Raw genomic sequence first — 23,569 nt, 5'->3', positions numbered from 1 at the left:
TTAGTTTGTCAGGCGAGAGGCGAGGCCTTCGCGATGGGGGCGCTCAGCCGTGCGGATGGTCGTCGCGGCCGTGGCTCGCGCGTTCCTGTGGTTGCGGCGCCGGGTGTGCCTGAGGCTGGGGTTGCGGTTGCGGTTGCGGCTGCGGGTGGAACTCAGCACGCGGTTGGGGTTGAGGCTGCGGCTGCGGGCGAACCTCCGCACGCGGTTGGGGTTGAGGCTGCGGGCGAACCTCGGCACGCGGCTGGGGTTGAGGCTGCGGGCGAACCTCGGCACGCGGCTGGGGTTGAGGCTGCGGGCGAAACTCGGCACGCGGCTGCGGTTGAGGCTGCGGGCGGACTTCGGCGCGCGGTTGCGCTTGAGGCTGCGGCTGCGGGTTGAACTCCGCGCGCGGTTGCGGCTGCTGTTGCGGACGAACCTCCGCACGCGGCTGCCCTTGAGGTTGTGGCTGCGAGTTGAACTCCGCGCGCGGTTGCGGCTGCGGACGAACCGCCTCGCGCGGCGCGGGCTGTGGCTGTTGCATCGCGTATTGCGGCTGGCGGGCACCATCGACTGCGCCGGGCTGGCCACGCGTTGCCATCGGCTCGTGCGGCTGCGTCCACATCGGCTGACGCGCTTCGCCCGGGACCGCGCCAGGCGTGCGGCCAGGTGCGCGAGACATGTCGCCTTCCGGGCGGCCCGCCAACTGTGGCGGGCGTGGCACGCCACGCTCCTGTTCCGACGGACCACGCGGGTTCGCCATCGCAGGTGCTCCGCCCGGCTGGCCGCGTTCCTGCGTCGGTGCGTTCGCCGCAAAGCCTCCCGGACGGCCAGGCTGAGGCGCCGTGCTGCCGGGTCGTCCGGCCCCACCCATCACCGGCGAATGCGGCGGCACGACGCGCACATTTTGCGCAGCCCACGCGCCGTGCGCAGCATCGAGAGGCGCGTGCGCGGGCGCAGAAACGCGCACCACCGGCGCGCCTGCGCCCGGCACCGTGCCGTGCTCACGCGCAAAGCGCTGCGCGAGGTTGTCGCGCAAGGCTGGCGGCGCGACCGGCGCGCGCGTCGCTACGACCTGGCGCTGAGTGAGGGCAGCAGGAGGACGATAGTCGGCGCGCCGCGCGCTGCTGCCGAAGCTGCCCGCGACCGGTGCGATGCCCGGCGTGCCCGACTCGATGTGAGCCCCGTGCCATTGCCGCGGGTCGACGCGCTGTCCAAAGCGGGAGACAGGCTGGCCGTGGACGAACGCGGTTGCCGGCATCGCGGTGACGCCGCCCGGCACGCGATAGTTCACGTACGTGTTGTGAACGTTGTTGACGACGACGGTACGGTTCACGCGCTCGTAGTAATGCGGACTCCAGTCCGCCCAGCGCGGATGCCACGGCTCACCGGGGCCGAGCGCGAACCACGCGACGCCTGCCGCACCGATGCCGCCCGCCGCAAGGCTCACGCCCCAGTCGACGCCGCCATCCCCGCCGCCGACAAAGCCGACGAGCGCCGGCGCATAGACCGGCGGCTCGCTCTCGACCATGGGGCCCGGGACCCACGCCCAGGAATCGTCGACGTAGGCCCAGCGGCCGTAGTGATACGGGGCGAAGCCCCACGGCGCATCGTCGACCCACGTCCAGCCCCATGGCGCCTGCCAGACCCAGTGGCCGTCGTGATACGGCGCCCAGCCCTCGGGCGTCGCGTTCGGCACCCAGACTTCGCCGTACTGCGGGTTGTTGTGCCAGGTGCCGTTGGCGTCGAGGTCCTGATAGCCCGTCATGTCGCGCGAGACGTAGCGTGCCGACACCGAGCGGTCCTCGGCGTTGTCGCGCGCGAGCGCCCACTGGTCGAAGGCGTCGGGCTGTGGCGCCTCGTTGCTCGCGACCTGCTGCAGGTCCGCTCCCGCGAAGCGGATCTGCTGGCCCGCCGACATCGGCATCTGGCCGTTTTCGCCGTAGACCGTCACGTTGCCGCTGTGCACGGTGACCGTGGTCGAACTGCCATCCGGCGCCACGTCGACGCGATAGTCGCCCGGGCCGCTCACGCCGAGCGCCAGATTCGGCGTGTCGATTTCATACGACGTGCCGGCGGGCAGTTCGCGCACGCGCGTCGAGAGCGTGCCTTGCGCGACTTTCAACTGGGCTGTCGAGTCGTCGAGATTGAGGACGTTGACGCTCGTCTGCGCGCCCAGGCGCACCGCCGTCGATCCGATGTGCAACTCGGAGCGAGCATTCGCGTCGTTCCACAACTGGTCGCCGGTCGTGAGCGGGCGGTTGAGCTGGGCGTAGGACCAGTCGGTGGCGCCGGCCGGTTCAGTTGTGACGGGGCCGGACATGTAGTCGAGCCGCGCGACGCGCCCCGGCGGATCGATAGTCGCACCCTGGGACGGGGGCTCGCTCTGGACGTACCCGGGCGCGCTCTGGGCGAACGCAGGTACGGCGGCGAGTTGCAGCGCCGCAAGCGCGGCGCAGGCAACCAGGGTAGGCGTGTGGCGGGGAAGCCGGCGAAACTCGATGATCGGTAGGGTGCGCGTTTTCATGTTCTTTCTCCACGGCACGCCGTCGTTTGCAGCGTGTCCTGTTGGGGACTGTAGCGGGCTTGGCTGTTACCATGCGCGGCGAATTGTAATGAGCCATGATCCAGATGTAACAGAACGTGCGACTCCTGTCGGCGCGGTGACGCAGGAAAGGGGACACAGCCGTGTTGCCGGTGGTAAACGGGGACGCGCGACGAGCGCCAATGATTGTGGTGTGGCGACAGGTTTAGCGGGCAGTCAGCGCGTCGAAACCGCGCTGACCTGCGGGCGTGATGCGCAGTACGCGTGGCCGGCTCGCGCGCTCGACCCAGCCGCCGGCGATCCACGAATCGAGCAACGCGGCGCCGAGCGCGCCACCCAGGTGCGGCCGTCGCTCGCTCCAGTCGGGACACGTGCACGCGAAACGTCGCCGCCGCGCGCGCAGCGCGCCAATGTCCACGCCCCAGCCGGCGAGACGCGCCGCGCCCTCGGGGGTCGCATCGAGGTTGTCGCCGTCGCGCACGAGGAGGCCGCCTCCGACGAGCCGCTCAAACACCTGTACCGCGACTTCGCCTGCCATGTGGTCGTAGCAGGTGCGCGCATGGCGCATGTCGAGCGGCACCGTGCGCGCGGGCTTCGCCGCGTGCAATGACGACGTGCTTGCCTCGGCGACGTTCATGAGCGCCTCGATCGCCGCCGCGACATCGGCCGTTGCGATCCGGTAGTAGCGGTGCCGGCCGCGCACTTCGAGCGCGAGCAGGCCGCCGTCGGTGAGACGTGCGAGGTGCGCGCTCGCGGCCGATGGCGAAAGTCCCGCGATGAGCGTGAGTTCGCCCGCCGGACGCGCGGTGCCGTCCATCAGCGCCCAGAGCATTGCAGCGCGGCCGGGATCGGCGAGCAGTGCGCCGATGCGCGACAGGCCGGGAAAGTGGCCAGTTTCGTTGCCAGGTGTTGCGGACATGGCGATTCCTTCGTGGCTGTTGCGGCACGCGGGGTGCCCATGGCGCCACTTTAGCCGGAGGCGGCATTCGACGTTTCAGTACGACATGAAATGTCGAATCCGCTCGCTTCTGCAAGCTACTGGGCCTCGGCGCTAAAATTCCAGTTCTCCTCCCCATTTGCCACGCTGACATGAAACGCTTTTTCGCCCTCGCGGCTGTCTGCTCCCTCGCGCTGCTCGGCGCGGCGTGCGCCCAGGGCGGCCCCGCGCCGTCGAGCGGCGCGAGCGGCATCACGATGTACGGCACGGTGGACGAAGGCGTCGTCGTTCGCCACTGATCGCCCGGCTTGGACGTTCGGCACGCTCGGGACTGGCAGGAATTGATGCGGATTTGACGCGACTGCCAGGCGCGCCGGTGCGATGATGACGTCATCGTGTCCCGATCGACCTCTCTGCCATGTCCGTATCGTTTGCTGCGCGCCACATCGTCTTCGCCGTCGCACCCGATCTCGTGCTGCTCGACGCCTGCGGGCCCATCGAGGCCTTCTGGCGGGCCGAACTCACGGCGCGTGCCTCAGAACGAACGCTAGCCGGGCAAGGCGAGCCGTGCGCGTACCGCGTCACGGTTGCGTCGGTTGCGGGCGGGGTGCTGCCGACCTTCGCGGGCCTGCCGGTCGTCACAGAGCGGCTCGACTCGCTCGACTGTGCCGCCATCGACACGCTCATCGTCCCCGGCGTCCCCATCGACGACACCACGTCCCTGCAGCCCGAACTTGTCGCGTGGATCGCGGCCTGCGCGCCGCGCGTGCGGCGCGTGGCGTCGGTCTGCACGGGCGCGTTCTATCTCGCGGCCGCTGGTCTGCTGGATGGCCGTCGCGCGACGACGCACTGGCGCAACGCCGCGCAGCTCAGGCGGCGCTTCCCGCTGGTCGACGTCGACCCCGAGCCGATCTTCCTGTGCGATGCGAGCGACGGACGTGCCATCTGGACCTCGGCGGGCGTCACGGCCGGCATCGACCTCACGCTCGCGCTGATCGAAGAGGATTGCGGGCACGCCGTGGCGATGCAGGCCGCGCGGCGGCTCGTGGTGTTCATGAAGCGGCCCGGCGGGCAGGCGCAGTTCAGCGAGGCGCTGACCGCGCAGATGTCCGCGGGGGGGGACTTCGACGCCTTGCATGGCTGGATGGCGGCGAATCTTCATACGGAATTGAGCGTCGAGCGCCTTGCCGAGGCGGCGCGCATGAGCCCGCGCACATTCGCGCGCCGCTACGTCGAGGCGGTGGGGCGCACGCCTGCGCGCACGGTGGCGGCGATGCGCGTCGAGGCTGCCGCGACGCGGCTCGTCCAGTCGCGCCAGCCGCTCAAGCGGATCGCCGCCGATTGCGGCTTCGGCAGCGAACAAAACCTGCGGCGAGCATTCGAGCGCTCGTATGGCGTGCTGCCGCTCGATTACCGGGCGCGCTTCGCGGCCGCATAGCGCGACGGCAGCCGGTGGGAACTTTCCCCGCGAAGCCAGGCGTGGGACGGGCTAATTCTGCAGCGCGGCCCTTGGCGCGAGACTTTCGGAGTGCGTTCGAATCTACCGCAGCGCGCTCTTTATCGTCCTCGTATAATCGACGCCTTTCCATCAAACCGCCGCGCAAGCGGACGACCCACGAGCGAAGCTCAACATGAATATGCCTGCCCAGCCGCTGGACCGTTCGGAAACGACGTTCCGCTTCCTTGCCGAGCCGACCTCCGTGAATTTCGGGGGCAAAGTGCACGGTGGTGCACTGATGAAATGGATCGACGAGACGGCCTACGCGTGCGCGGCCGTCTGGTCGGGCCGCTACTGCGTCACGGTGAGCGTCGGCAATATCCGCTTTCGCCGGCCGATTCTCGTCGGTAACATGGTCGAGCTGCGTGCGCGCGTCGTCGCGACGGGCCGCACGTCGATGCACATCCATATCACCGTCCAGGCGGGCGATCCGAAGAGCGGCCAGTTGCGTATCACGACCGATTGCATGATCGTGATGGTCGCCGTCGACGAAAACGGCACGCCGATTCCGGTGCCGTCGTTCGTGCCGGAGACCGAAGAGCAGAAGCATCTCGCCAAGTACGCGCTGGATGTGAAGGAAGCGCTCGATGCGATCGTCGAGCTCAAACCCGACGAAGTTGCGAGGGGCGCGATCTGACGCGCAGATACAAAACGGGCGGCATTGCCGCCCGTTTTTCATTGGAGCGGGTTGAATGCGTCGTTATTTTTTCAGACTCCCGACCATGTCTTCAGGCTTCACCCATTCGTCGAACTGCTGCTCGGTGACGTGGCCGAGCGCGAGTGCCGCGGCCTTGAGCGTCGTACCTTCCTTGTGCGCCTTCTTGGCGATCTGCGCGGCCTTGTCGTAGCCGATGTGCGGATTGAGCGCCGTCACGAGCATCAATGATTCGTTGAGCAGCGTGTCGATGCGCGAGCGGTTCGGCTCGATGCCCACGGCGCAGTGATCGTTGAACGAGAGTGCGCCGTCGGCGAGGAGACGGATCGACTGCAGTACGTTGTGCGCGATCATCGGGCGAAACACGTTCAGCTCGAAGTTGCCGCTCGCGCCGCCGAAATTCACGGCGACGTCGTTGCCGAACACCTGGCAGCAGAGCATCGTCACTGCTTCGGATTGCGTAGGATTCACCTTGCCCGGCATGATCGAGCTGCCCGGCTCGTTCTCGGGGATCGACAGTTCGCCAAGCCCGCAGCGCGGGCCGCTCGCGAGCCAGCGGATGTCGTTCGCGATCTTCATGAGGCTCGCGGCGACGGTCTTGAGCGCGCCATGCGCGAACACGAGCGCGTCAGCGGCCGCCATGACCTCGAATTTGTTGGGCGCGCTCACGAAGGGCAGGCCCGTGAGCTTGCCAATTCCTTCGGCGACCTTCTGTGCGAACTGGGGATGAGCGTTGAGCCCCGTGCCGACTGCCGTGCCGCCCTGCGCGAGTTCGTAGAGATGCGGCAGCGTCGATTCGACATGCCGGATGCCCTGGTCGAGTTGCGCGACATAGCCCGAGAATTCCTGGCCGAGCGTGAGCGGCGTGGCGTCCTGCAGGTGCGTGCGACCGATCTTCACGATGTCGGCGAACTGGGTCGCCTTGGCGCCGAGCGTGTCGCGCAGCGTCTTCAGTGCGGGCAGCAGATGCTTGACGATGCCGTACGCAGCGGCCACGTGCATCGCCGTTGGGAAGACGTCGTTCGACGACTGGCCGCGGTTCACATCGTCGTTCGGATGGACCTTGCGCGCTTCACCCCGCTCGCCGCCGAGAATCTCGCTCGCGCGGTTCGCGATCACCTCGTTGAGGTTCATGTTCGTCTGAGTGCCCGAGCCGGTTTGCCAGACCGCTAGCGGGAATTCGCCCGGATGCTTGCCCGCGATGATCTCGTCGGCGGCCTGCATGATCGCGTGCGCTTTCTGCTCGTCGAGCACGCCGAGTCCAAGATTGACCTCGGCCGCCGCGCGTTTGACCGTCGCAAGTGCGGTGATCAGTTCCGGCGACTGCTTCTCGGTCGAGATGCGGAAGTTCTGCAGGGAACGCTGCGTCTGCGCGCCCCAGAGACGCGCGGCGGGTACGGCGATCTCGCCGAACGTGTCACGTTCCATTCTTGCTTCATCGGTCATGGTGCACTCCGGTGGATGCGCGCGGCACCGGCTCGCCGCGCGCCGTTTTCGGGTCCGGCAGGGGGAGGGAACGAAGAGCGAATGCGATGCGCGGTTACTGCTCGCCGCTATAGCTGATCGTTCACTGGCAACAGCAAGAATAGCCCCGTTAACACATTCCGGTAGAAACCGGCGTGCGGGTCGAGGTTGTAGGTACGGATCACGCCGTCTTCTTCGTCGGTCCAGACGAGCGGTGACTCCGCGGCGGGGGTACCCGCGAGCTGCGCACGCTCTTCGGGTGTGACGAGCGTCACGTGGTAGCTGATCTGGGGCGACGTCGCCCGCGCGAAATAGCCGGCGACTTCGTGAGCGAGCGCGGGGCTGTCGATCGTGAGCGCAAGCTCCGTATTCAGTCTCGCCGAACGCGGATCGAGGTTGAGCGAGCCGATCACGAGCGTGCGCTCGTCGATGACATACGCCTTCGCATGCAGGCTCGAACGCGAGCGCGAACCCATCATGCCGGGCCGCTGCCGCCGCTCGCCCCGCGCCGGTTGCGTCGGTTTGAACTCGTAGAGTTCGGCGCCCGCGTGCAGGAGCGGCACGCGAAACGGGCTGTAGCCGGACTGGACGACGACGGCATCCGTGGCGGCGAGCGAGTTCGTGAGAATGGCGACGCGCACACCGCGTGCGGTCAGCTTGCGCACTTCCTCCACGCCCGCGTCGTGCGGCACGAAATACGGCGAGAACACGAGCACGCTCTGGCGCGCCGCACGGATCTGTTCGATGAGCGAGCGCATCGCCTCGCCGGGTTGTGCGTTCTGGGTCGCTTGCGCGTTGGCGATCTTTTCGGGGGAGTCGGGGACGAACAAACAGTCCGCCCAGACGAGCACCAATTCGTGCCGGGCGATCTGCTCGGCAAGCGGCGTGGCATTCAGCGGTTTCGCGTCATAGGGCTCGGCGTTTTTGCGCCAGTGCTCCCGCAGCGCCTCGCGGGCGGTGTCGAGGTCGTGCGGATCGAACTTCTGCTTGCTCAGCGCGCTGAGCGGATAGGACACGCTGCTGTTCCAGTACTCGTCGAAGCTCGCGGACACCTGTGCGGCGACCGGGCCGGCAGCCAGCACATCGAGGTCGGAGAACTCCAGTGTCGGGCTCGCGTTGAAATACTCGTCGCCGAGATTGCGGCCGCCCACGATTGCCGTCTGGTTGTCGACGATCATCGCCTTGTTGTGCATGCGGCGCGTGAACTGGTCGAGTTTCGTCAGGAGGTTCGTCGTGCGCGCGAACATGCTTTCCTGCGCGCTGCCGTATGGATTGAACACGCGGACCTCGATCAGCGGGTGCGTGTCGAGCGCGGCCATCAGGCTGTCGATGTCGCGGAAATTCAGATCGTCGACGAGCATGCGCACGCGCACGCCCCGGTCCGCCGCGTAGAGCGCCGCGCCGAGCAGCAGCTTGCCGGTCGTGTCCTCGTTGGCGATGTAGTACTGCATGTCGAGCGTTTGCGTCGCCGCGCGCGCGAGCGCGATGCGTGTCTGCAGCGCGTCGGTCCCGTTCGCGAGCAGGCGAAAGCCCGACTGGCCGGGATGCGCGGCTTCGTCGGCGGCAAGTGCGGCGCGAAGCGGCGTATCCGCGGACGCGGACAGCGCATGCGTGGTCTCGCGCGGCAGGGCGGTGGCGGGCGGGCGTGTTGCGCACGCGGCGAGAAGTGTCGCGAAAAGCAGGGCGAGACACGCGCGCGCGACGATCGCGATGCGGTGCGTGCCGTTTGCGTGGGCAGTCGAGGGCGGCAGCGCGCCGCCGGTCGCGGGCGTGCTCCGCCGGCCGCGATGCGACGAGGGTTCGGTCGGGGCTGAAAAGACGGTCAAGCAGGGTTCTCCGGAGCGGGCGAGGTGCGCGGCGGTTCGCTGTCGTGTAGCGGCGTTCGGCCGGATTCTACGGGATGCGGCGCGGCTGGCGCGCAGACCCGTCCGGACCGCATATCTCGTTTCAGCACGGCCGGAAACGTCGCGACCCCGGTGCACGCGACACTGCAGACATCCTGGACGGCTGGAGGCGGCGATGAACGCAGTGGAGACGACGATGAACATCGCGCGCGGTACGTGCCGCACGTGGCGTGCCACGCGTGGCGGCTGGCTGGGCGCGCGCGCCGGGCTCGTGTGGGTCACGGTGGAAGGCGATTCCGAGGACTACTGGCTCGCGCCGGGCGAAGCGCTTCCCGTCGCGCGCGGCGAGCGGGTCCGGATCGGCGGGTGGGACGAGGACGTGATCTGCGCGTGGCATTCGCTTCATGCGGGAGAGGTGGTTCTACAGGCACCTCAGGCGGCACAGTCGCAGCGGCAGCCGTGGGCCGCGCTCCGTGTGTGGCTCGGCCGGCGGGCATCGCGTCTGGCGCATGGGTCCGGTCGCACGCGGTTGGGCGCGTTGCGCCGGATGCGGGCAATGCGCTGAGCCGGGCACTGGTGAAGCCGGAAAGTGCCACGGGCGTGCGGCGGCGATTCGCGGCAGGCCGCCATGGCGGCCCGTACGGCGAATGGCGCCTCGTCAGCGCCGCGTAACCGTGGGGCGCGGCTGCAGCACGGCGTCGGCATCGCGCATGCCGCCACGCACGGGTTTGCCTGCCCAGTAGCCGGCGAGCAGCGATCCCGAGAGGTTGTGCCACACCGAGAACAGCGCACCGGGCAGTGCCGCGAGCGGCGAAAAATAGAGCTTTCCGAGCGTCGCGGCGAGCCCCGAGTTCTGCATGCCGACCTCGATGGCGAGCGTGCGGCACACCGACTCGTCGAAGCCGAGCAGTCGTCCGCCCCAATAGCCGCCGAGGAGGCCGATGCCGTTGTGCAGCACGACCGCGAGCGCGACGAGCGGCCCGACCGTCGCGATGCTCGCGTGCGTGCCGCCCACGACGGCGGCGATGATCGCGAGGATCGACACCATCGAGACGAGCGGCAGTACGGGCTCGATGCGGCGCACGAGCGAGCCCGCGATGCGATTCACGACGAGACCGATCAGGATCGGCAGGGCGACGATCTGCAGGATGCTCATGAGCATGCCGCGCACGTCGACGGTGATCGACGCATCGACATAGAGGCGTGTGAGCAGCGGCGTCGCGAATACGCCGACGAGCGTCGAGAGCGCGCTGATCGTCACCGAAAGCGCGACGTCGCCGCGGGCGAGATAGATCATGACGTTCGACGCCGTGCCGCTGGCCACGCTGCCCACGAGCACCATGCCGGCGGTGAGATCGGGCGGCATGTGCAGCGCTTTCGCGATCGCCCATGCAGCGAGCGGCATCACGAGGTAATGCAGGACGATGCCGGCCAGCACCGGAGCGGGGCGTGTGAATACGCGCTGGAAGTCCGCGAACGAGAGCGTGACGCCCATCGAAAGCATGATGATCGTGAGCAGCGTCGTGACGTGCGGTGCGATCGGCGCGACCGAGGCTGGCGCGAAGTACGCGAGCAGCGACACGACGACGGCCCAGAGCGGAAAGAGTCGGGTAATCGGGGCGAGCATGGAAGGGGGGTCCGGTTGTGCGTTCGTTATAGTTCGTGGCGCAGTGCGGAGGTCTTGCGCACGCTGCGCGGTGAAGCCGGCAATGGACAGCGCGTGCGGTGCCGCGGTGGCGGCGGGGTCTCCTCGGCTACACGTCGATGTCGCTTTGTGGGCGGGACGGCGAGTGTGGCGGCCGGGGTATTTTAACTGCCTGCTTAACCGCGCGGGGGACCCGGCGAGGCATCCGCCGGCTCAGGCGGCGGCGGGCGCGGCGGCGCGGCGCAAGCTCATCCTGTGAAAGCGCAGCGTCATCATGAACGCAACGGTGGCGAGTCCTGCGGCGAGACCCCACCAGAGGCCGCGCGCGCCGAGGCCGAAGTGGAACGCGAGCGCGTAGCCCGTGGGAAAGCCAATGCCCCAGTAGCCGAGCGTCGCCGCCATCATCGGAACGCGCGTGTCCTTGAGGCCGCGCAGGCAACCGGAACCCACCGCCTGCACGCCATCGACGATCTGGAAGACCGCGGCCACGCCGAGCAGCGTCGTGGCGAGCGCGACCGTCGCCGCGTTGGCGGGGTCGTTCAGATGCAGGTACAAGCCGACGATCCAGTGCGGCGCGAGCACCATCACGAGCGCCGACATCGACATGAATCCCACGCCGAGTCCGAGCGCGGCGAAGCCCGCATGGCGCGCCGCGCGCGGCTCGCCCGCGCCTGCCCAGTAGCCGACGCGCACGTTCGCGGCCTGGCCGATCGCAAGCGGCACCATGAACGTCATCGACGCCACGTTCAGCGCGATCTGGTGCGCTGCGAGCGGCATTGCGCCAAGCAGGCCCATCAGGAGGCCCGTGGCGAGGAACAGCGTGGCTTCGACGGCGTACGTGATCGCCACGGGCCAGCCGATCGAGACGAGTTCGCCCATCAGCGGCGCCGTGGGCCGCCGCGCGGCGACGTAATGCTGGTGCGAAGGCCGAAGGTGCAGCAGCGCCATCAACACGGCGGCGGTGAGCCAGACCGTGATCGCGGTCGCCGCTGCCGAGCCGAGAAAGCCGAGTCGGGGCAGGCCCCACGCGCCGTGGATCAGGCCGTAGTTGAGGAAACCGTTGACGAACACCCCCGCGATCGACACCCACAGGAGGCGCCTCGCCGCGCCGATCGCCGGCAGGAACGAGCGCATGAGCCCGACGCCGATCAGACTGGCGGGCGCGCCCCAGCGCAGCACCGCCGCGTACTCGCCGACGTGATGCGCGAGCAGTGCCGGCTCGCCGAGCGCGAGCAGGAGAGGCCTGGCGAACGAGAGCAGCGCAAACGCGGGCAGTGTGAGCAGGAGCGACAGCGCGAAGCCCGTCCAGTAGATGTGCGGGACGTCGCTTTCGTTGCGCGCGCCGCGCGCCTGCGCGACGCTCACGCTCACCGAGGTCAGCACGCCTTGCAGCACGATCAGGGTGACCAGATACAGATTCGCGCCGAGACCGCCCGCCGCGAGCGCATCGGCGCCGAGCGAGCCGAGCAGCACCGTGTCGGTGACGCTCATCGCCGTTTGCGAAAGCTGGGCGATGGCGAGCGGGGCGGCGAGGCGGGCGGTGTCGGCGGCGTGGCGCGTCAGCGTGGGCGGCGCGACGGGGCGAGCGAAGAGCGTCGGTCGGGTCATGAAAAGCGCGCGGCGCGAAAACTCGCGCCGCAGGGAAGTCGGGGGCTGCTATCGGAAACAACAGCTTAGGGGGGGATTGCGCTGTTGTCGATCAAAAAGCCCGTTCCTGGTGCGCTTTCTTTCAATCGGCTTCGCGCACCGCGATGCGCGTATCGCCGAGCAGTACCACCTGACCCGCGCGGATCTTGCAGGTCTTGCGCAGTTCGACTTCGCCGTCCACCTTGACGGCCCCCGACGCGACGATCTGCTTGGCCGAGCCGCCGCTGTCGGCAAGTCCGGTGATCTTCAGGAGGTTGTGCAGTTCGACGTAATCGCCGGTCAGTGTGAAATCGAGGTTGGGCATGGCGTTTGGGTTTTCCGGATGCTCGCACGTACCGCGAGCCGGTGCGTCGAAGGGTTCGCATCATAAAGCATATGCCGTCGCCCGAATCGCAAACGGCGGGTCGATGCGCCCGCGCTTTGTCGCCGGAAGGGGAACCCCGGTGTGATCCGGCCGCGATGCGATTCGCGCCACGCGGCCGGAAATCCGCGAAAAATACCGCCAGATCGTGGCCTGATCGGCGCTTGCCGGGTTGGGGTGTATGGATATACAGTATCCGTCGCCACCCTTATCGACCTGACGCTCCTGACGTCCATTACCGTGTCCACCGTCCTCGAAACGCCTGCCGCGAGCAGCGTCACCGCTTATCTTTCGAAGCTCAATGACGCGCAGCGCGCCGCTGTCGAGCACGGCGGCGCCAGCGCGTTCGCACCGGGTGCCGTGCTTCCGGCACCGTTGCTCGTCATTGCGGGCGCCGGCTCGGGAAAGACCAATACGCTCGCACATCGCGTCGCGCATCTGGTCGTGAACGGCGCCGATCCGCATCGCATCCTGCTCCTCACGTTCTCGCGCCGCGCGGCGCTCGAGATGACACGCCGCGTCGGCCGCATCGCCGCCGGCGTGCCGGGTGCCGCGTCCGTGCTTGCGCAGGGGCTCACGTGGGCGGGCACGTTTCACGGCATCGGCGCGCGCCTGTTGCGCGAATACGCCGAACGGATCGGCCTGTCGCCCGCGTTCACGATTAACGACCGCGAGGATTCCGCCGATCTGATGAACCTCGTGCGCCACGAACTCGGTTTGTCGGCGAAGCAGAAGCGCTTTCCGTCGAAGAACACCTGCCTCGCGATCTACTCGCGCGTCGTCAACACGGGCGACACGCTTACGAACGTGCTCAATCGCTCGTTTTCGTGGTGCCTCGAATGGGAGCCGCAACTGAAGGCGCTGTTCGCGGCCTACGTCGACGCCAAGCAGAAGCAGAACGTCCTCGACTACGACGACCTGCTGCTCTACTGGGCGCACATGGCGGCTGAACCGTCGCTTGCCGCCGACCTCGCGGGCCGTTTCGATCACGTGCTCGTGGACGAGTATCAGGACACCAACCGCCTGCAGGCTTCGATCCTGCTCGCGCTCAAGCCCGACGGCCGCGGCCTCACGGTGGTCGGCGACGACGCCCAGGCCATCTACTCGTTTCGGGGCGCGACGGTGCGCAACATCCTCGACTTCCCGGCCCACTTCGATCCGCCCGCGCGCCAGGTCACGCTCGAGCGCAACTACCGCTCGACGCAGCCGATTCTCGCCGCGTCGAATGCCGTGATCGACGCCGCGCGTGAGCGCTTCACGAAGAACCTCTGGAGCGACAAGGCGTCGGCGCAGCGTCCACGTCTCGTGACCGTCGCCGACGAAGCCACCCAGGCGCGCTACGTCGTCGAACAGATCCTCGCGGCCCGCGAGGAGGGCATGAAGCTCAAGCAGCAGGCCGTGCTGTTTCGCGCCGCTCACCACAGCGCGACGCTCGAAATCGAACTCGCACGGCGCAACATTCCGTTCGTGAAGTTCGGCGGGCTGCGCTTTCTCGATGCCTCGCACGTCAAGGACGTGCTGGCCGTATTGCGCTGGGCCGAGAATCCGCTCGACCGCGTTGCGGGCTTTCGCGTGGCGCAACTGCTGCCGGGCGTCGGTCCCGCCACTGCCGCGCGGCTGCTCGATCAGGTTGCGGCCTGCACGGGCGCGTACCGTGCGGCCGAAGCGCTCGCTGCGTTTGCGCCGCCGCCGCGCGCAGCGGAGGACTGGGCCGCGTTCGTCGCGCTGATCGAGGATATCGGCGCGCACGTTACACCGTGGCCCGCCGGGTTCGAACGCGTGCGGCGCTGGTACGAGCCGCATCTGGAGCGCAACCACGAGGACGCCGCCGTGCGCCTGGCGGACCTGCTGCAGATGGAGAGCATCGCGAGCACCTACGCGTCGCGCGAGCGCTTCCTCACCGAACTCACGCTCGATCCGCCCGACGCAACGAGCGCCGAATCCGCCGATCCGCTGCTCGATGAGGACTACTTGATCCTCTCGACGATTCACTCGGCGAAAGGGCAGGAGTGGCGCAATGTGTTCGTGCTCAATGGTGTGGACGGCTGCATTCCGTCCGACCTGGGCGTCGGCAGCGACGAGGAACTGGAGGAAGAACGGCGCCTGCTATACGTGGCGATGACGCGCGCGAAGGAGGACCTGCATATCGTCGTGCCGCAGCGCTTTTACGTGCACAACCAGGCGGCGTCCGGCGATCGCCATGTCTGGGCGTCGCGTACGCGTTTCATTACGGCGTCGGCGCTGCCGCTCTTCGAATCGTGCGCCTGGCCCCCCGTGCCCGTGGCGAGCGCGCCCGGTACGGCAGGCCTGGCGGCTGCCGCGCACGCGAAGATCGAAATCGGTGCGATGCTGCGGAAGATGTGGGACTAGAAGGGCCGTGAAGGGCCTGTTCGTCGCGTGAACTGAACAGGCCCAGGGTGCGCGCGCGTCAGTTCGACTGACGACGCGGCTGACTGCGTTGCGGCGGCACGAAGAAGTTGCGCAACCAGGCGGCGAGGCGCGCGAACACGTCGTCGGGTTCCTCGACGAAGATGTCCGGCTTCAGAAGACGCAGATACTCCATGATCTGCTGCGCTTCCTGCTTCTGGAAGACCCCGTGGGTGATCGCAAGCCGCAACAGTCCGCGCAGCTCGCCGAGTCGCTCGCGCGCGGTGCTGCCGGTGCTCGTCTCGCAGTCGATCTTCGCTTCGTAGATGCGCTGGCGCAGCGATTCGGACAGGCGCCACGCGGGCGTCTGCATGGCTTCTTCCAGCGTCTGCATGTCCTGCACGGACGCCTTGATCTGCGAGGCGAGCGGATCGACCAGCATCGCGTCGCCCTGTGCCTCGTGGACGATTGCCGTCGCCCACTCGCGGCACTGCTTGGTCAATTCCTCGGGCGTCCACTCGGTCCGCGACGCAAAGCCGAAGCCGAACTCGCTCGCCTGCCGCATCAGGATCGAGACCACTTCCGGGAATTCCTTGTCGAGCGTGCGCTTGGCCCATGCGTACTGGCCGCCCGTCAACATGCGCTGCACCGCGTGCTCGGTCAGCGGCACCATGTTGTCGAGCAGCTTGGCGCGCAGGAAATCCTCGAAAGACGGCGTGGCGAACTGCGGATCGAGCTTGACCGATACGCGCAGGAATGCCTCGAAGTCCTTGCGCAGCGACGCAAGCGTTTCGTCCTTGATAGAGAGGGTGATGTGCCCCATTCGTTTTCCCGTGTGATCCGTGCTGCACTGCGTCGCGTGCGCTTTCGCGCAGCGCGGCAGCGCGAAAGCAGCCATTGACGGGATTAACGGCGCAGAAGGGGGAAACTTGAGGCGCGATCGTGAAGGGCTGCACCTGGTGCAACCGCCAGGCCCGGCGCGTCAGTGCAGCACGACGCCCTGCCAGAGGAAAAACACGCCAAGCCCGGCCGCGATCGTGACGAGGGGCCGCCGCGTGAGCACGCTGACTGCGATGGCCGCGAGTGCGCCGACGAGCTGCGGATTGCGCCAGGTGAGCTCGGCGCCCTGGCCGTGCGGCGAGACGGCCATCGGCACGATGATCGCGGTGAGCACGGTCACGGGCACGAAGCCGAGCGCGGTGCGCACGATCGGCGGAAACACGAGCCGCTCGCCGAGCACGAAAACCGCGGTGCGCACGAGCCAGGTGATGGCGGCCATGCCGAGGATGAGGACGACGTAGCTCATTGGCGGGCTCCTGCCGTGTGGCGGGTGTTGCTGGTATTGCGGGCGTTGTCGGTGTTGCCGGCGCTGCGCGTAGCGCCCGCCGACGGCGCTGCGGCTGCGCCGTCGCGCGCGCGGCGCGGCAGCGAGAGTGCGACGCCCACCGCGACGCCCGCGAGGACGGCGCCGAGCAGGCCGAGCTTGTACGGCCAGCCTTGCCAGAAGAACGCGAGCGTGCCGGCCGTGACGGCTGCCGCGATATAGCGCACGGCGACGAGTTGCGGCACGACGATCGCGATGAACGTGGCGACCATCGCGAAGTCGAGGCCGAGCGACTGGAGGCCGGGAAACGCTGCGCCGAACAGCAGGCCGACAGCGGTCCAGATCTGCCAGTTGACGTACATCGCGACACCGGAGCCGAGGAAGTGCCAAGGCGAGACATCGCCGCTGGGCGGGTGGCGGCGGAAATGCGCCCAGGCGACGGCAAAGACCTCGTCGGTGAGCAGGCCGCCCAGCACGAGACGCCAGCGCAGGGGCAGGTGCGAGACGTAGGGGGCGAGCGTCGCGCTGTAGAGCACGTGGCGCAGATTGACGATGAACGTGGTCGCCCAGATCACGACGAAGCTCGCGTGCGACGCGATCAGGCCGAGCGCAATGAATTGCGCGGAGCCGGCGAAGACGGCGAGCGACATGAACTGGCCATGCCACAGCGAGAGCGAGCCCGAGGTGACGAGCGTGCCGAAGATCACGCCGAACGGCGCGGCGCCGACCATCATGGGGATCGTGTCGCGCGCGCCGGCGACGAACTCCTGGGAGCGGGTGGGGTGAGTGGTCAAACTGTCCTCGTGATACGGCAACCGTCTTTCATGGGACCAGGTGGGGCTGTCGGGACTGTCCGGGACCGGTGTGAAGCCTGAAGCCCTGGTCCCCGTCGACGCGCCAACGCTGGTCGATACACGCCAGCAGCATAGCGGGCGCGTGTACGCGTGGCTTGTACGTTCTTGCGGGGAGGGGCGGCGGATTTATTCGGGGCCGGTACGCGATCGCGGCGTGAAGCCCGCTATAAGCCCATTAGAAGCCCACTACGCCGACTGCCAGCGCCCTGGCGGCACGCCGAACATACGGCGAAAGTGACGCGTGAAATGGCTTTGGTCGGTGAAGCCGCTGGCGGCGGCGACGTCGGCGATCGAAGCGCCCGCTCGCAGCGGCGCGAGCGCGCGCTGCAACCGCAACTGGGTGCGCCAGGCGTGCGGCGGCAGTCCGGATGCTTCGGTGAAGAGCCGCGTCGCGTGGAATGGCGAGAGGCTGACCGCCTGGGCGAGATCGGCCACGCGCAACGGCGTTTCGAGATCGGCGGCGAGCAGCGATTTCATCGTCTCGACGCGCGGATCGTTCATCTGCGGCTGCAGCGGCGCTTCGCGCGTGCGGCCGTGGCGCGTGAGCAGCGTCGAAAGTGCGTCGAGCAGCGCACCTTCCACGGCGAGCACGTCGATGTCCGTGACGGGACTGGCGTCGGCGCGGGCGATCCTGCTTGCGCCGGAAGCTGCGCGGCGCCGGTCGGCATCCGCTTCCAGCAACCGGTGGGCGAGCGAGAGGCGCCGGGCCAGATCGGGGTCGCGGATCACGTCGGCGCCGAACCACGGCAGCGGCTGCAGGCGGTCCGCGATTCCCGAGGCGAGATCCCGCAGGTAGTCGACCGGGACGTACATGACGCGGTAGCGCCAGCCCTCGTCGACGGCGCGCGATCCCGTGTGCAGCTCACCCGGATTGATGACCGGCACCGTGCCCGCCTCCGCGACGTGTTGCGCGCCCAGATAGCGAAAGCACTCGGCGCCGTCTTCGATCACGGGGATCGTGTACGCCTCGTGCCAGTGAGGCGCGAATTCGTGCTCGTGGTACTCGGCGGTAAGCAGATCCGCGCCGGGCAAAAGCGGCGTGCGCCAGTAGCGGGCGGAATCGCGGAAACGTCGGGCGGTCATGGCAGGTGTCCGGGCGAGGCTCTCAGTGTAGCGCGGGCCTATCGAAGCGGGATCGCCGTGCCGGCCGGCACCGGCACGGCGCTGACGCTGTTCTTCGCGCTGCCGCTCACGATACGGTCGCTATAGGTCAGGTAGACGAGCGCGTTGCGCTTCGCGTCGACGATGCGCACGACGTGCAGCGTCTTGAAGATGAGCGACATGCGTTCGCTGAAGACGTCGGTTTGCACTTTGAGCGGCCCGGTGAAGGACATCGGCCCGACCTGGCGACAGGCGATGGACGCTTCGGTGGGGTCCTCAGCGAGGCCTAGCGTGCCCTTCACGCCACCCTTGCGCGCACGCGAGACGTAGCACGTAACACCGGTCACTTGCGGATCGTCATAGGCCTCTACGACCACGCGGTCCGATCCGGTGATGTGGAAATTGGTGTTCACACTGCCGATCTCTTCGGCGTGCGCGGCAGCGAGCGCGCCGAGGCAGGCGCTGGCGACGGCTGCGCGCGAGACGAGTGACGCGAGTGACACGAAACGAGATGCTTTCATGGGGAATCCCAAAGATGACGACGCGCCATTATCGGGCAGTGCGATGGCTGTGCAGCAGTCGCAGCGCAAGCGCGATGCTGCAAAAAGAAAAAGGCGTTGCACGAGATTCGCGCAACGCCTTCGATTTTTTGGCTCCCCGACCTGGGCTCGAACCAGGGACCTACGGATTAACAGTCCGGCGCTCTACCGACTGAGCTATCGGGGAACAGCAGTACAGCAACTCTTCACTACATAAAAAAGCCCGTTATGGTTAGCGGGCTTTTGTGATTTTTTGTGACTTGCAATCTCGTTTGCAAATTCGTTTTGCCAATTTTATTTGGCTCCCCGACCTGGGCTCGAACCAGGGACCTACGGATTAACAGTCCGGCGCTCTACCGACTGAGCTATCGGGGATCAACAAAAGCAGAGAACGAGATTCTATGGGGCGCGGCTGGATCTGTCAACACCTGCACGTATTCCTGGAAATAAGTCGCTTCCGGGACGACGCAACGGCAGCCACAGCCGACGGCCCGCCGCACAGATCGCACGGCTAAGTGCACCTGGCGCGCGTATCGTACGCCGCACTTACGGCGCTTAGCGCACGAGCATCGCGAGCTTGTCCTTCACGTCCTTGAATTCTTCGGCTTCGGGCAGCGCGGCTTTCGTCTTGGTGATGCTCGGCCAGCCTTTGGCCAGCTCGGCGTTCAGGGGGATGAACTGCTGCTGGTCGCCAGGCACGTCCTCTTCGGCGTAGATGGCATTGACGGGGCACTCGGCTACACACACGGCGCAGTCAATGCACTCGTCCGGATCGATCGCGAGGAAGTTGGGACCTTCGCGAAAGCAGTCCACCGGGCACACATCGACGCAGTCGGTATAGCGGCACTTGATGCAGCTTTCGGTCACAACGTGGGTCATTCAGGCAACTCCTGCATGCTTTGTATCGGGGGATGGCACAGGGCCGAAACAGCTATTGTAACTGAACGTGAAAATCCCCAGCGAGCGGTCCGCATGGGTTTTTAGATCGTTTCGTGATTAGTTTATGGCGCTCTTGGGACCACGTGTCAAATCCCCCTCCTGGCCGCGCGGGCGTGCTGGCGGCGCGGCGGGGCGCCCGCGCGTTCAGGTAACATGGGCGCATCGCTGACGCCCGGCCTTGCAGGGCACGAGCCGGGAACAGCCGATGCGCGACGTCACGTCACAGGCCCGGTCCTCCCGCAGGCGCGCGTCCTCAGAATGCAGTCCGGCTGGCTCACCATGATCATTAATTCGCTGCTCGATACCGACCTCTACAAGTTCACGATGATGCAGGTGGTGCTGCATCACTTCCCGGCTGCGAGCGTGGAGTACCGGTTCCGCTGCCGCACGCCGGACGTCGATCTCGTGCCGTACGTCGACGAAATCAGGAGCGAGATCCAGAAGCTCTGTCGCCTGCACTTCACCGAAGCCGAGCTCGACTACCTGCGCCGCCTGCGCTTCATGAAGAGCGATTTCCTCGATTTCCTCGCGCTCTTTCATCTGAACGAGAAGTACATTTCGGTCACGCCGTCGCCGAAGAACAATGGCGAAATCGACATCGAGATCAAGGGGCCGTGGCTGCACACGATCCTCTTCGAGATTCCCGTGCTCGCGATCGTCAACGAGGTCTACTTCCGCAACACGCAGCGGCAGCCGCAGTACGAGGAAGGCCGCGAGCGTCTGCGCAGCAAGATCGAGATGCTCGGCGCGAAGCCCGAGTTCGCCGACTGCAAGATCGCCGACTACGGCACGCGCCGCCGCTTCTCGAGGCACTGGCACGAGGAGGTGATCCTCACGCTCAAGGAGGATCTCGGCGAGCAGTTCGCCGGTACGAGCAACGTGTACTACGCGATGAAGCACCACCTCACGCCGCTCGGCACGATGGCTCACGAGTATCTGCAGGCGTGCCAGGCACTCGGCCCGCGTCTGCGCGATTCGCAGATCTTCGGCTTCGAGATGTGGGCGAAGGAGTATCGCGGGGACCTCGGCATCGCGCTCTCGGATGTCTACGGCATGCAGGCATTCCTGCGCGATTTCGACATGTACTTCTGCAAGCTCTTCGACGGCGCGCGCCACGATTCCGGCGATCCGTTCGACTGGGGCGAGCGTCTGCTCAAGCACTACGAGGACAACCGGTGCGACCCGCGCACGAAGACAATGATCTTCTCGGACGCGCTCGATATTCCCAAGGTCCTGCGTCTCTACGAGCGCTTTCGCGGACGCTGCCGGCTCGCATTCGGTGTCGGCACGAACCTCACCAACGACCTCGGCTATCAGCCGCTGCAGATCGTCATCAAGATGGTTCGCTGCAACGGCCAGCCCGTCGCCAAACTGTCCGATTCGCCGGGCAAGAACATGTGCGACGACAAGGCCTATATCGCGTATCTGCGCCAGGTGTTCGGCATTCCCGCCGATGAGGAAAGCGCAGGCAAGTAGACCGGCCATCGAGGCGGCGTGCGCCGCATGATTTGCGCGCCTTCGTCGAGCGCGGCGGAGCGTCGCCGCGTGAGGACTGCGTACTCGCTCGTCACTTCGCGTCGGCGGCCCGCGTGCGCGCGATGCACGCCGCTTGCATCGGTATAATCGGCACGAGTGATCGCCACGACGCCCGACCCCCACGGTAAGAGGACCGCACATGGACACGACGGCCGCACGCCGCAGCATACTCGCGCGCATTCGCGCGGCCCAGGGGCGCGGCGCGACTCCCGACGCGTCCGAACGCGAGGCCGTCGCTGACTACCTGACTCACCATCCCGAAGGCCCGCGTCCGCCGCTGGAGGGCGATCTCGTTGCACGCTTCGTGCGTGAGGCGCGCAAGATGTCCACGACGGTCGATGAAGTCGAGGGCCTGGCTGGCGTACCCGTCGCCGTGCAGCGCTATCTCGCGGAAGGCGGACTGCCGATGCAGGCCGTCGCCTGGCAGACGCTCGATTCGTTCGATTGGGCCGCCGCAGGACTATCCGTCGAATTCCGCAAGCCCGAAGACCGCGATCTGGTCGGTCTCACCGGCTGCTTTTGCGCGACTGCCGAGACCGGCACGCTCGTGTTGCTCTCAAGCCCGCAGACCTGGGCCTCGGGCGCGCTCCTGCCAGAGACGCACATCGCCGTCGTGCCTGCATCGCGCATCGTCGCCGGTCACGAGGACGCCTTCGCGCTGATCCGCGCCGAACGCGGAGAACTGCCGCGCGCGGTCAACTTCGTATCGGGGCCGTCGCGCACCGGCGATATCGAGCAGACCATCGTCCTCGGCGCGCACGGGCCGTATCGCGTGCATGTCATCGTCGTGCATGGCGCGTAAGGGCGCGGCGCCCGTACCCCGGCAACGCGCTGGCGCGGGCCGCCGTCGCGGGCAACTCGCGCGTGGAATGCCCCGCATCGCACCGGGCCTGTGCGCCGCGCTGACGCTGATGCCCGCGTGGGCGCATGCCGAAGGCGTCAACGGCGCCACGCTCTCGCCGGCCTGGGGCCTTCCGTTCGCGGGCATGCTGCTTTCGATCGCGCTCTTTCCGATGTTTGCGCCCGTGCTCTGGCATCGGCACTTCGGCAAGATCGCCGCGCTTTGGGCGCTCGCGTTCCTGCTGCCCTTCGCCGTGACGCACGGCTTTGCCGCCACGTATCCGATGTTCCTGCACGCGGTGATCGACGAGTATCTCCCGTTCATCGTGCTGCTCGGTGCGCTTTTCACGATCGCGGGCGGCATCTGCGTTGAAGGCAACCTGCGCGGCTCGCCGCGCACGAATACGACGATCCTCGGGATCGGGACGCTGCTCGCGAGCATCATGGGCACGACCGGCGCGGCGATGCTGCTGATCCGGCCGCTCCTGCGCGCCAACGACAACCGGCGCCACAATGTCCACGTCATCCTGTTTTTCATCTTTCTCGTCGCGAATGCGGGCGGGCTGCTGACGCCGCTCGGCGATCCGCCGCTTTTCCTCGGGTTCCTGAACGGCGTTGGTTTCTTCTGGACTACGCAGCATCTCGTGTGGCCCTGGCTGTTTGTCTGCGGGGTGCTGCTCGCCGCGTTCTACGCGCTCGATTCGTGGTTCTTCCACCGCGCAGGCGAGGCGCGTGCCGCAATCCTCGACCCGACGCCTGACACGGGGCCGCTCGGCATCACGGGCAAGTTCAACTTTGTGCTGCTCGCACTCGTCATCGGCCTCGTGCTGATGAGCGGAGTCTGGAAGCCCGGCATCACGTTCGCCGTTCCCGGTGCGCATGTCGAATTGCAGAATCTTCTTCGCGATGCGGGGCTAATCGCGCTCTCGCTCGTTTCGCTCGCCTTCACGCCGCGTTCGGTGCGCGCCGCCAACGACTTCAACTGGGCGCCCATCGCCGAAGTCGCGAAGCTCTTCGTGGGCATCTTCGTGACGATTACGCCGGTCATCGCGATTCTGCGCGCGGGCGAGGCGGGCGCATTCGGGGGCCTGATTCATCTCGTGAACGAGACGCCGGGCCGCCCCGACACCATCATGTACTTCTGGGCGACGGGCCTCTTGTCGTCCTTCCTCGACAACGCGCCGACCTGGCTCGTGTTTTTCAACCTCGCAGGCGGCGACGCCCCGGCGCTGATGACGACCGGCGCGAAGACGCTCGCTGCAATATCGGCGGGCGCGGTGCTGATGGGCGCGCTCACCTACATCGGCAACGCGCCGAATTTCATGGTGAAGTCGATCTCCGAGTCGCGCGGCGTACGCATGCCGGGCTTCTTTGGCTATCTTGGCTGGTCGTGCGCGATACTCCTGCCGGTTTTCCTCATGGCGACCTGGCTCTTTTTCGCCTAGCCGCGCGGCCCGTCACGCCTGACAATGACGCATGCAGCGAACGCGTGCGCGA

The 23,569-nt window shown here is 67.2% G+C and carries 21 protein-coding genes and 2 tRNA genes; 8 read left to right on the top strand and 15 right to left on the bottom strand.

All coding sequences use genetic code 11. The features are described 5' to 3' along the window. Positions 1-43: 43 nt before the first annotated feature. The gene (locus D1Y85_RS00535) at positions 44-2,503 is read right to left on the bottom strand and encodes a DUF6600 domain-containing protein (protein WP_124149083.1); all 2,460 of its coding nucleotides are present in this window, start codon (positions 2,501-2,503) and stop codon (positions 44-46) included. Positions 2,504-2,726: 223 nt separating this feature from the next. Continuing rightward, positions 2,727-3,440, bottom strand: a complete 714-nt coding sequence (locus D1Y85_RS00530) for an ArsR/SmtB family transcription factor (protein WP_124149082.1) — start codon at positions 3,438-3,440, stop codon at positions 2,727-2,729. A gap of 170 nt (positions 3,441-3,610) precedes the next feature. Here D1Y85_RS00530 and D1Y85_RS26900 point away from each other — a divergent pair, with 170 nt between their 5' ends. The 3 genes from D1Y85_RS26900 (at position 3,611) to D1Y85_RS00520 (ending at position 5,593) form a co-directional block, all read left to right on the top strand. Then, positions 3,611-3,757, top strand: a complete 147-nt coding sequence (locus D1Y85_RS26900; protein ID WP_185218866.1) for a hypothetical protein — start codon at positions 3,611-3,613, stop codon at positions 3,755-3,757. A 119-nt stretch (positions 3,758-3,876) separates the two neighbouring features. After that, complete coding sequence (locus tag D1Y85_RS00525) at positions 3,877-4,896, top strand: GlxA family transcriptional regulator (protein WP_124149081.1); 1,020 nt, start codon at positions 3,877-3,879, stop codon at positions 4,894-4,896. 193 nt (positions 4,897-5,089) lie between these two features. After that, positions 5,090-5,593 carry an acyl-CoA thioesterase gene (locus D1Y85_RS00520; protein ID WP_124149080.1) on the top strand — a complete coding sequence of 168 codons (504 nt, stop codon included), beginning with the start codon at positions 5,090-5,092 and terminating at the stop codon, positions 5,591-5,593. A 63-nt stretch (positions 5,594-5,656) separates the two neighbouring features. On the opposite strand, the gene fumC is transcribed toward D1Y85_RS00520, so the two are convergent. Further along, positions 5,657-7,057 carry a class II fumarate hydratase gene (fumC, locus tag D1Y85_RS00515; protein WP_124149079.1) on the bottom strand — a complete coding sequence of 467 codons (1,401 nt, stop codon included), beginning with the start codon at positions 7,055-7,057 and terminating at the stop codon, positions 5,657-5,659. A 107-nt stretch (positions 7,058-7,164) separates the two neighbouring features. Next, positions 7,165-8,826 (bottom strand): phospholipase D family protein, encoded by a 1,662-nt coding sequence (locus D1Y85_RS00510; protein WP_425466868.1) that lies wholly within the window; start codon positions 8,824-8,826, stop codon positions 7,165-7,167. 268 nt (positions 8,827-9,094) lie between these two features. Between D1Y85_RS00510 and D1Y85_RS26895 the strand changes: the two genes are divergently transcribed. Next, entirely contained in the window at positions 9,095-9,484 is a 390-nt protein-coding gene (locus D1Y85_RS26895; protein ID WP_185218865.1) for a DUF2917 domain-containing protein, read from the top strand. A 93-nt stretch (positions 9,485-9,577) separates the two neighbouring features. Here D1Y85_RS26895 and panS read toward each other — a convergent pair whose 3' ends face one another. The 3 genes from panS to D1Y85_RS00490 all read right to left on the bottom strand — a co-directional run bounded on the left by panS (position 9,578) and on the right by D1Y85_RS00490 (position 12,515). After that, positions 9,578-10,546 carry a ketopantoate/pantoate/pantothenate transporter PanS gene (panS, locus tag D1Y85_RS00500; protein WP_124149078.1) on the bottom strand — a complete coding sequence of 323 codons (969 nt, stop codon included), beginning with the start codon at positions 10,544-10,546 and terminating at the stop codon, positions 9,578-9,580. A 231-nt stretch (positions 10,547-10,777) separates the two neighbouring features. Next, positions 10,778-12,172: an MATE family efflux transporter gene (locus D1Y85_RS00495; protein ID WP_124149077.1), complete on the bottom strand. Its 1,395-nt coding sequence runs from the start codon at positions 12,170-12,172 to the stop codon at positions 10,778-10,780. Positions 12,173-12,293: 121 nt separating this feature from the next. Continuing rightward, positions 12,294-12,515 (bottom strand): RNA-binding S4 domain-containing protein, encoded by a 222-nt coding sequence (locus D1Y85_RS00490; protein WP_124149076.1) that lies wholly within the window; start codon positions 12,513-12,515, stop codon positions 12,294-12,296. Positions 12,516-12,812: 297 nt separating this feature from the next. Between D1Y85_RS00490 and D1Y85_RS00485 the strand changes: the two genes are divergently transcribed. After that, positions 12,813-14,942 (top strand): ATP-dependent helicase, encoded by a 2,130-nt coding sequence (locus D1Y85_RS00485; protein ID WP_246024720.1) that lies wholly within the window; start codon positions 12,813-12,815, stop codon positions 14,940-14,942. Between the two features lie 58 nt (positions 14,943-15,000). Here D1Y85_RS00485 and D1Y85_RS00480 read toward each other — a convergent pair whose 3' ends face one another. From D1Y85_RS00480 to fdxA, 8 genes are all read right to left on the bottom strand, one after another. Then, the gene (locus tag D1Y85_RS00480) at positions 15,001-15,762 is read right to left on the bottom strand and encodes a DUF4088 family protein (protein WP_124149074.1); all 762 of its coding nucleotides are present in this window, start codon (positions 15,760-15,762) and stop codon (positions 15,001-15,003) included. A gap of 159 nt (positions 15,763-15,921) precedes the next feature. Next, positions 15,922-16,245: an AzlD domain-containing protein gene (locus D1Y85_RS00475; RefSeq protein ID WP_124149073.1), complete on the bottom strand. Its 324-nt coding sequence runs from the start codon at positions 16,243-16,245 to the stop codon at positions 15,922-15,924. Beyond that, complete coding sequence (locus D1Y85_RS00470; protein WP_124149511.1) at positions 16,242-16,997, bottom strand: AzlC family ABC transporter permease; 756 nt, start codon at positions 16,995-16,997, stop codon at positions 16,242-16,244. Before D1Y85_RS00470 ends, D1Y85_RS00475 begins: the two co-directional genes overlap by 4 nt. A 306-nt stretch (positions 16,998-17,303) precedes the next feature. Continuing rightward, positions 17,304-18,200 (bottom strand): AraC family transcriptional regulator, encoded by an 897-nt coding sequence (locus D1Y85_RS00465; protein WP_124149072.1) that lies wholly within the window; start codon positions 18,198-18,200, stop codon positions 17,304-17,306. Positions 18,201-18,238: 38 nt separating this feature from the next. Further along, positions 18,239-18,739, bottom strand: coding sequence for a CreA family protein (locus D1Y85_RS00460; protein WP_124149071.1), 501 nt, complete (start codon positions 18,737-18,739; stop codon positions 18,239-18,241). A gap of 129 nt (positions 18,740-18,868) precedes the next feature. Then, positions 18,869-18,944, bottom strand: a tRNA-Asn gene (locus tag D1Y85_RS00455). A gap of 112 nt (positions 18,945-19,056) precedes the next feature. Continuing rightward, positions 19,057-19,132 (bottom strand) — tRNA-Asn (locus D1Y85_RS00450). Between the two features lie 180 nt (positions 19,133-19,312). Then, positions 19,313-19,636, bottom strand: a complete 324-nt coding sequence (fdxA, locus tag D1Y85_RS00445) for a ferredoxin FdxA (protein WP_124149070.1) — start codon at positions 19,634-19,636, stop codon at positions 19,313-19,315. Between the two features lie 339 nt (positions 19,637-19,975). Between fdxA and pncB the strand changes: the two genes are divergently transcribed. The 3 genes from pncB (at position 19,976) to D1Y85_RS00430 (ending at position 23,517) form a co-directional block, all read left to right on the top strand. Further along, positions 19,976-21,172: a nicotinate phosphoribosyltransferase gene (gene pncB / locus D1Y85_RS00440; RefSeq protein WP_124149069.1), complete on the top strand. Its 1,197-nt coding sequence runs from the start codon at positions 19,976-19,978 to the stop codon at positions 21,170-21,172. A 199-nt stretch (positions 21,173-21,371) separates the two neighbouring features. Continuing rightward, positions 21,372-22,034: a LutC/YkgG family protein gene (locus tag D1Y85_RS00435; RefSeq protein ID WP_124149068.1), complete on the top strand. Its 663-nt coding sequence runs from the start codon at positions 21,372-21,374 to the stop codon at positions 22,032-22,034. A gap of 67 nt (positions 22,035-22,101) precedes the next feature. After that, positions 22,102-23,517, top strand: coding sequence for a sodium:proton antiporter (locus tag D1Y85_RS00430; protein WP_124149067.1), 1,416 nt, complete (start codon positions 22,102-22,104; stop codon positions 23,515-23,517). Positions 23,518-23,569: the final 52 nt, after the last annotated feature.

Origin of the sequence: Paraburkholderia dinghuensis (assembly GCF_003837865.1) — a bacterium.
In the GTDB taxonomy this organism is placed as follows: Bacteria; Pseudomonadota; Gammaproteobacteria; order Burkholderiales; family Burkholderiaceae; genus Paraburkholderia; species Paraburkholderia dinghuensis.
This window is presented reverse-complemented; position numbering and strand designations above follow the sequence as displayed.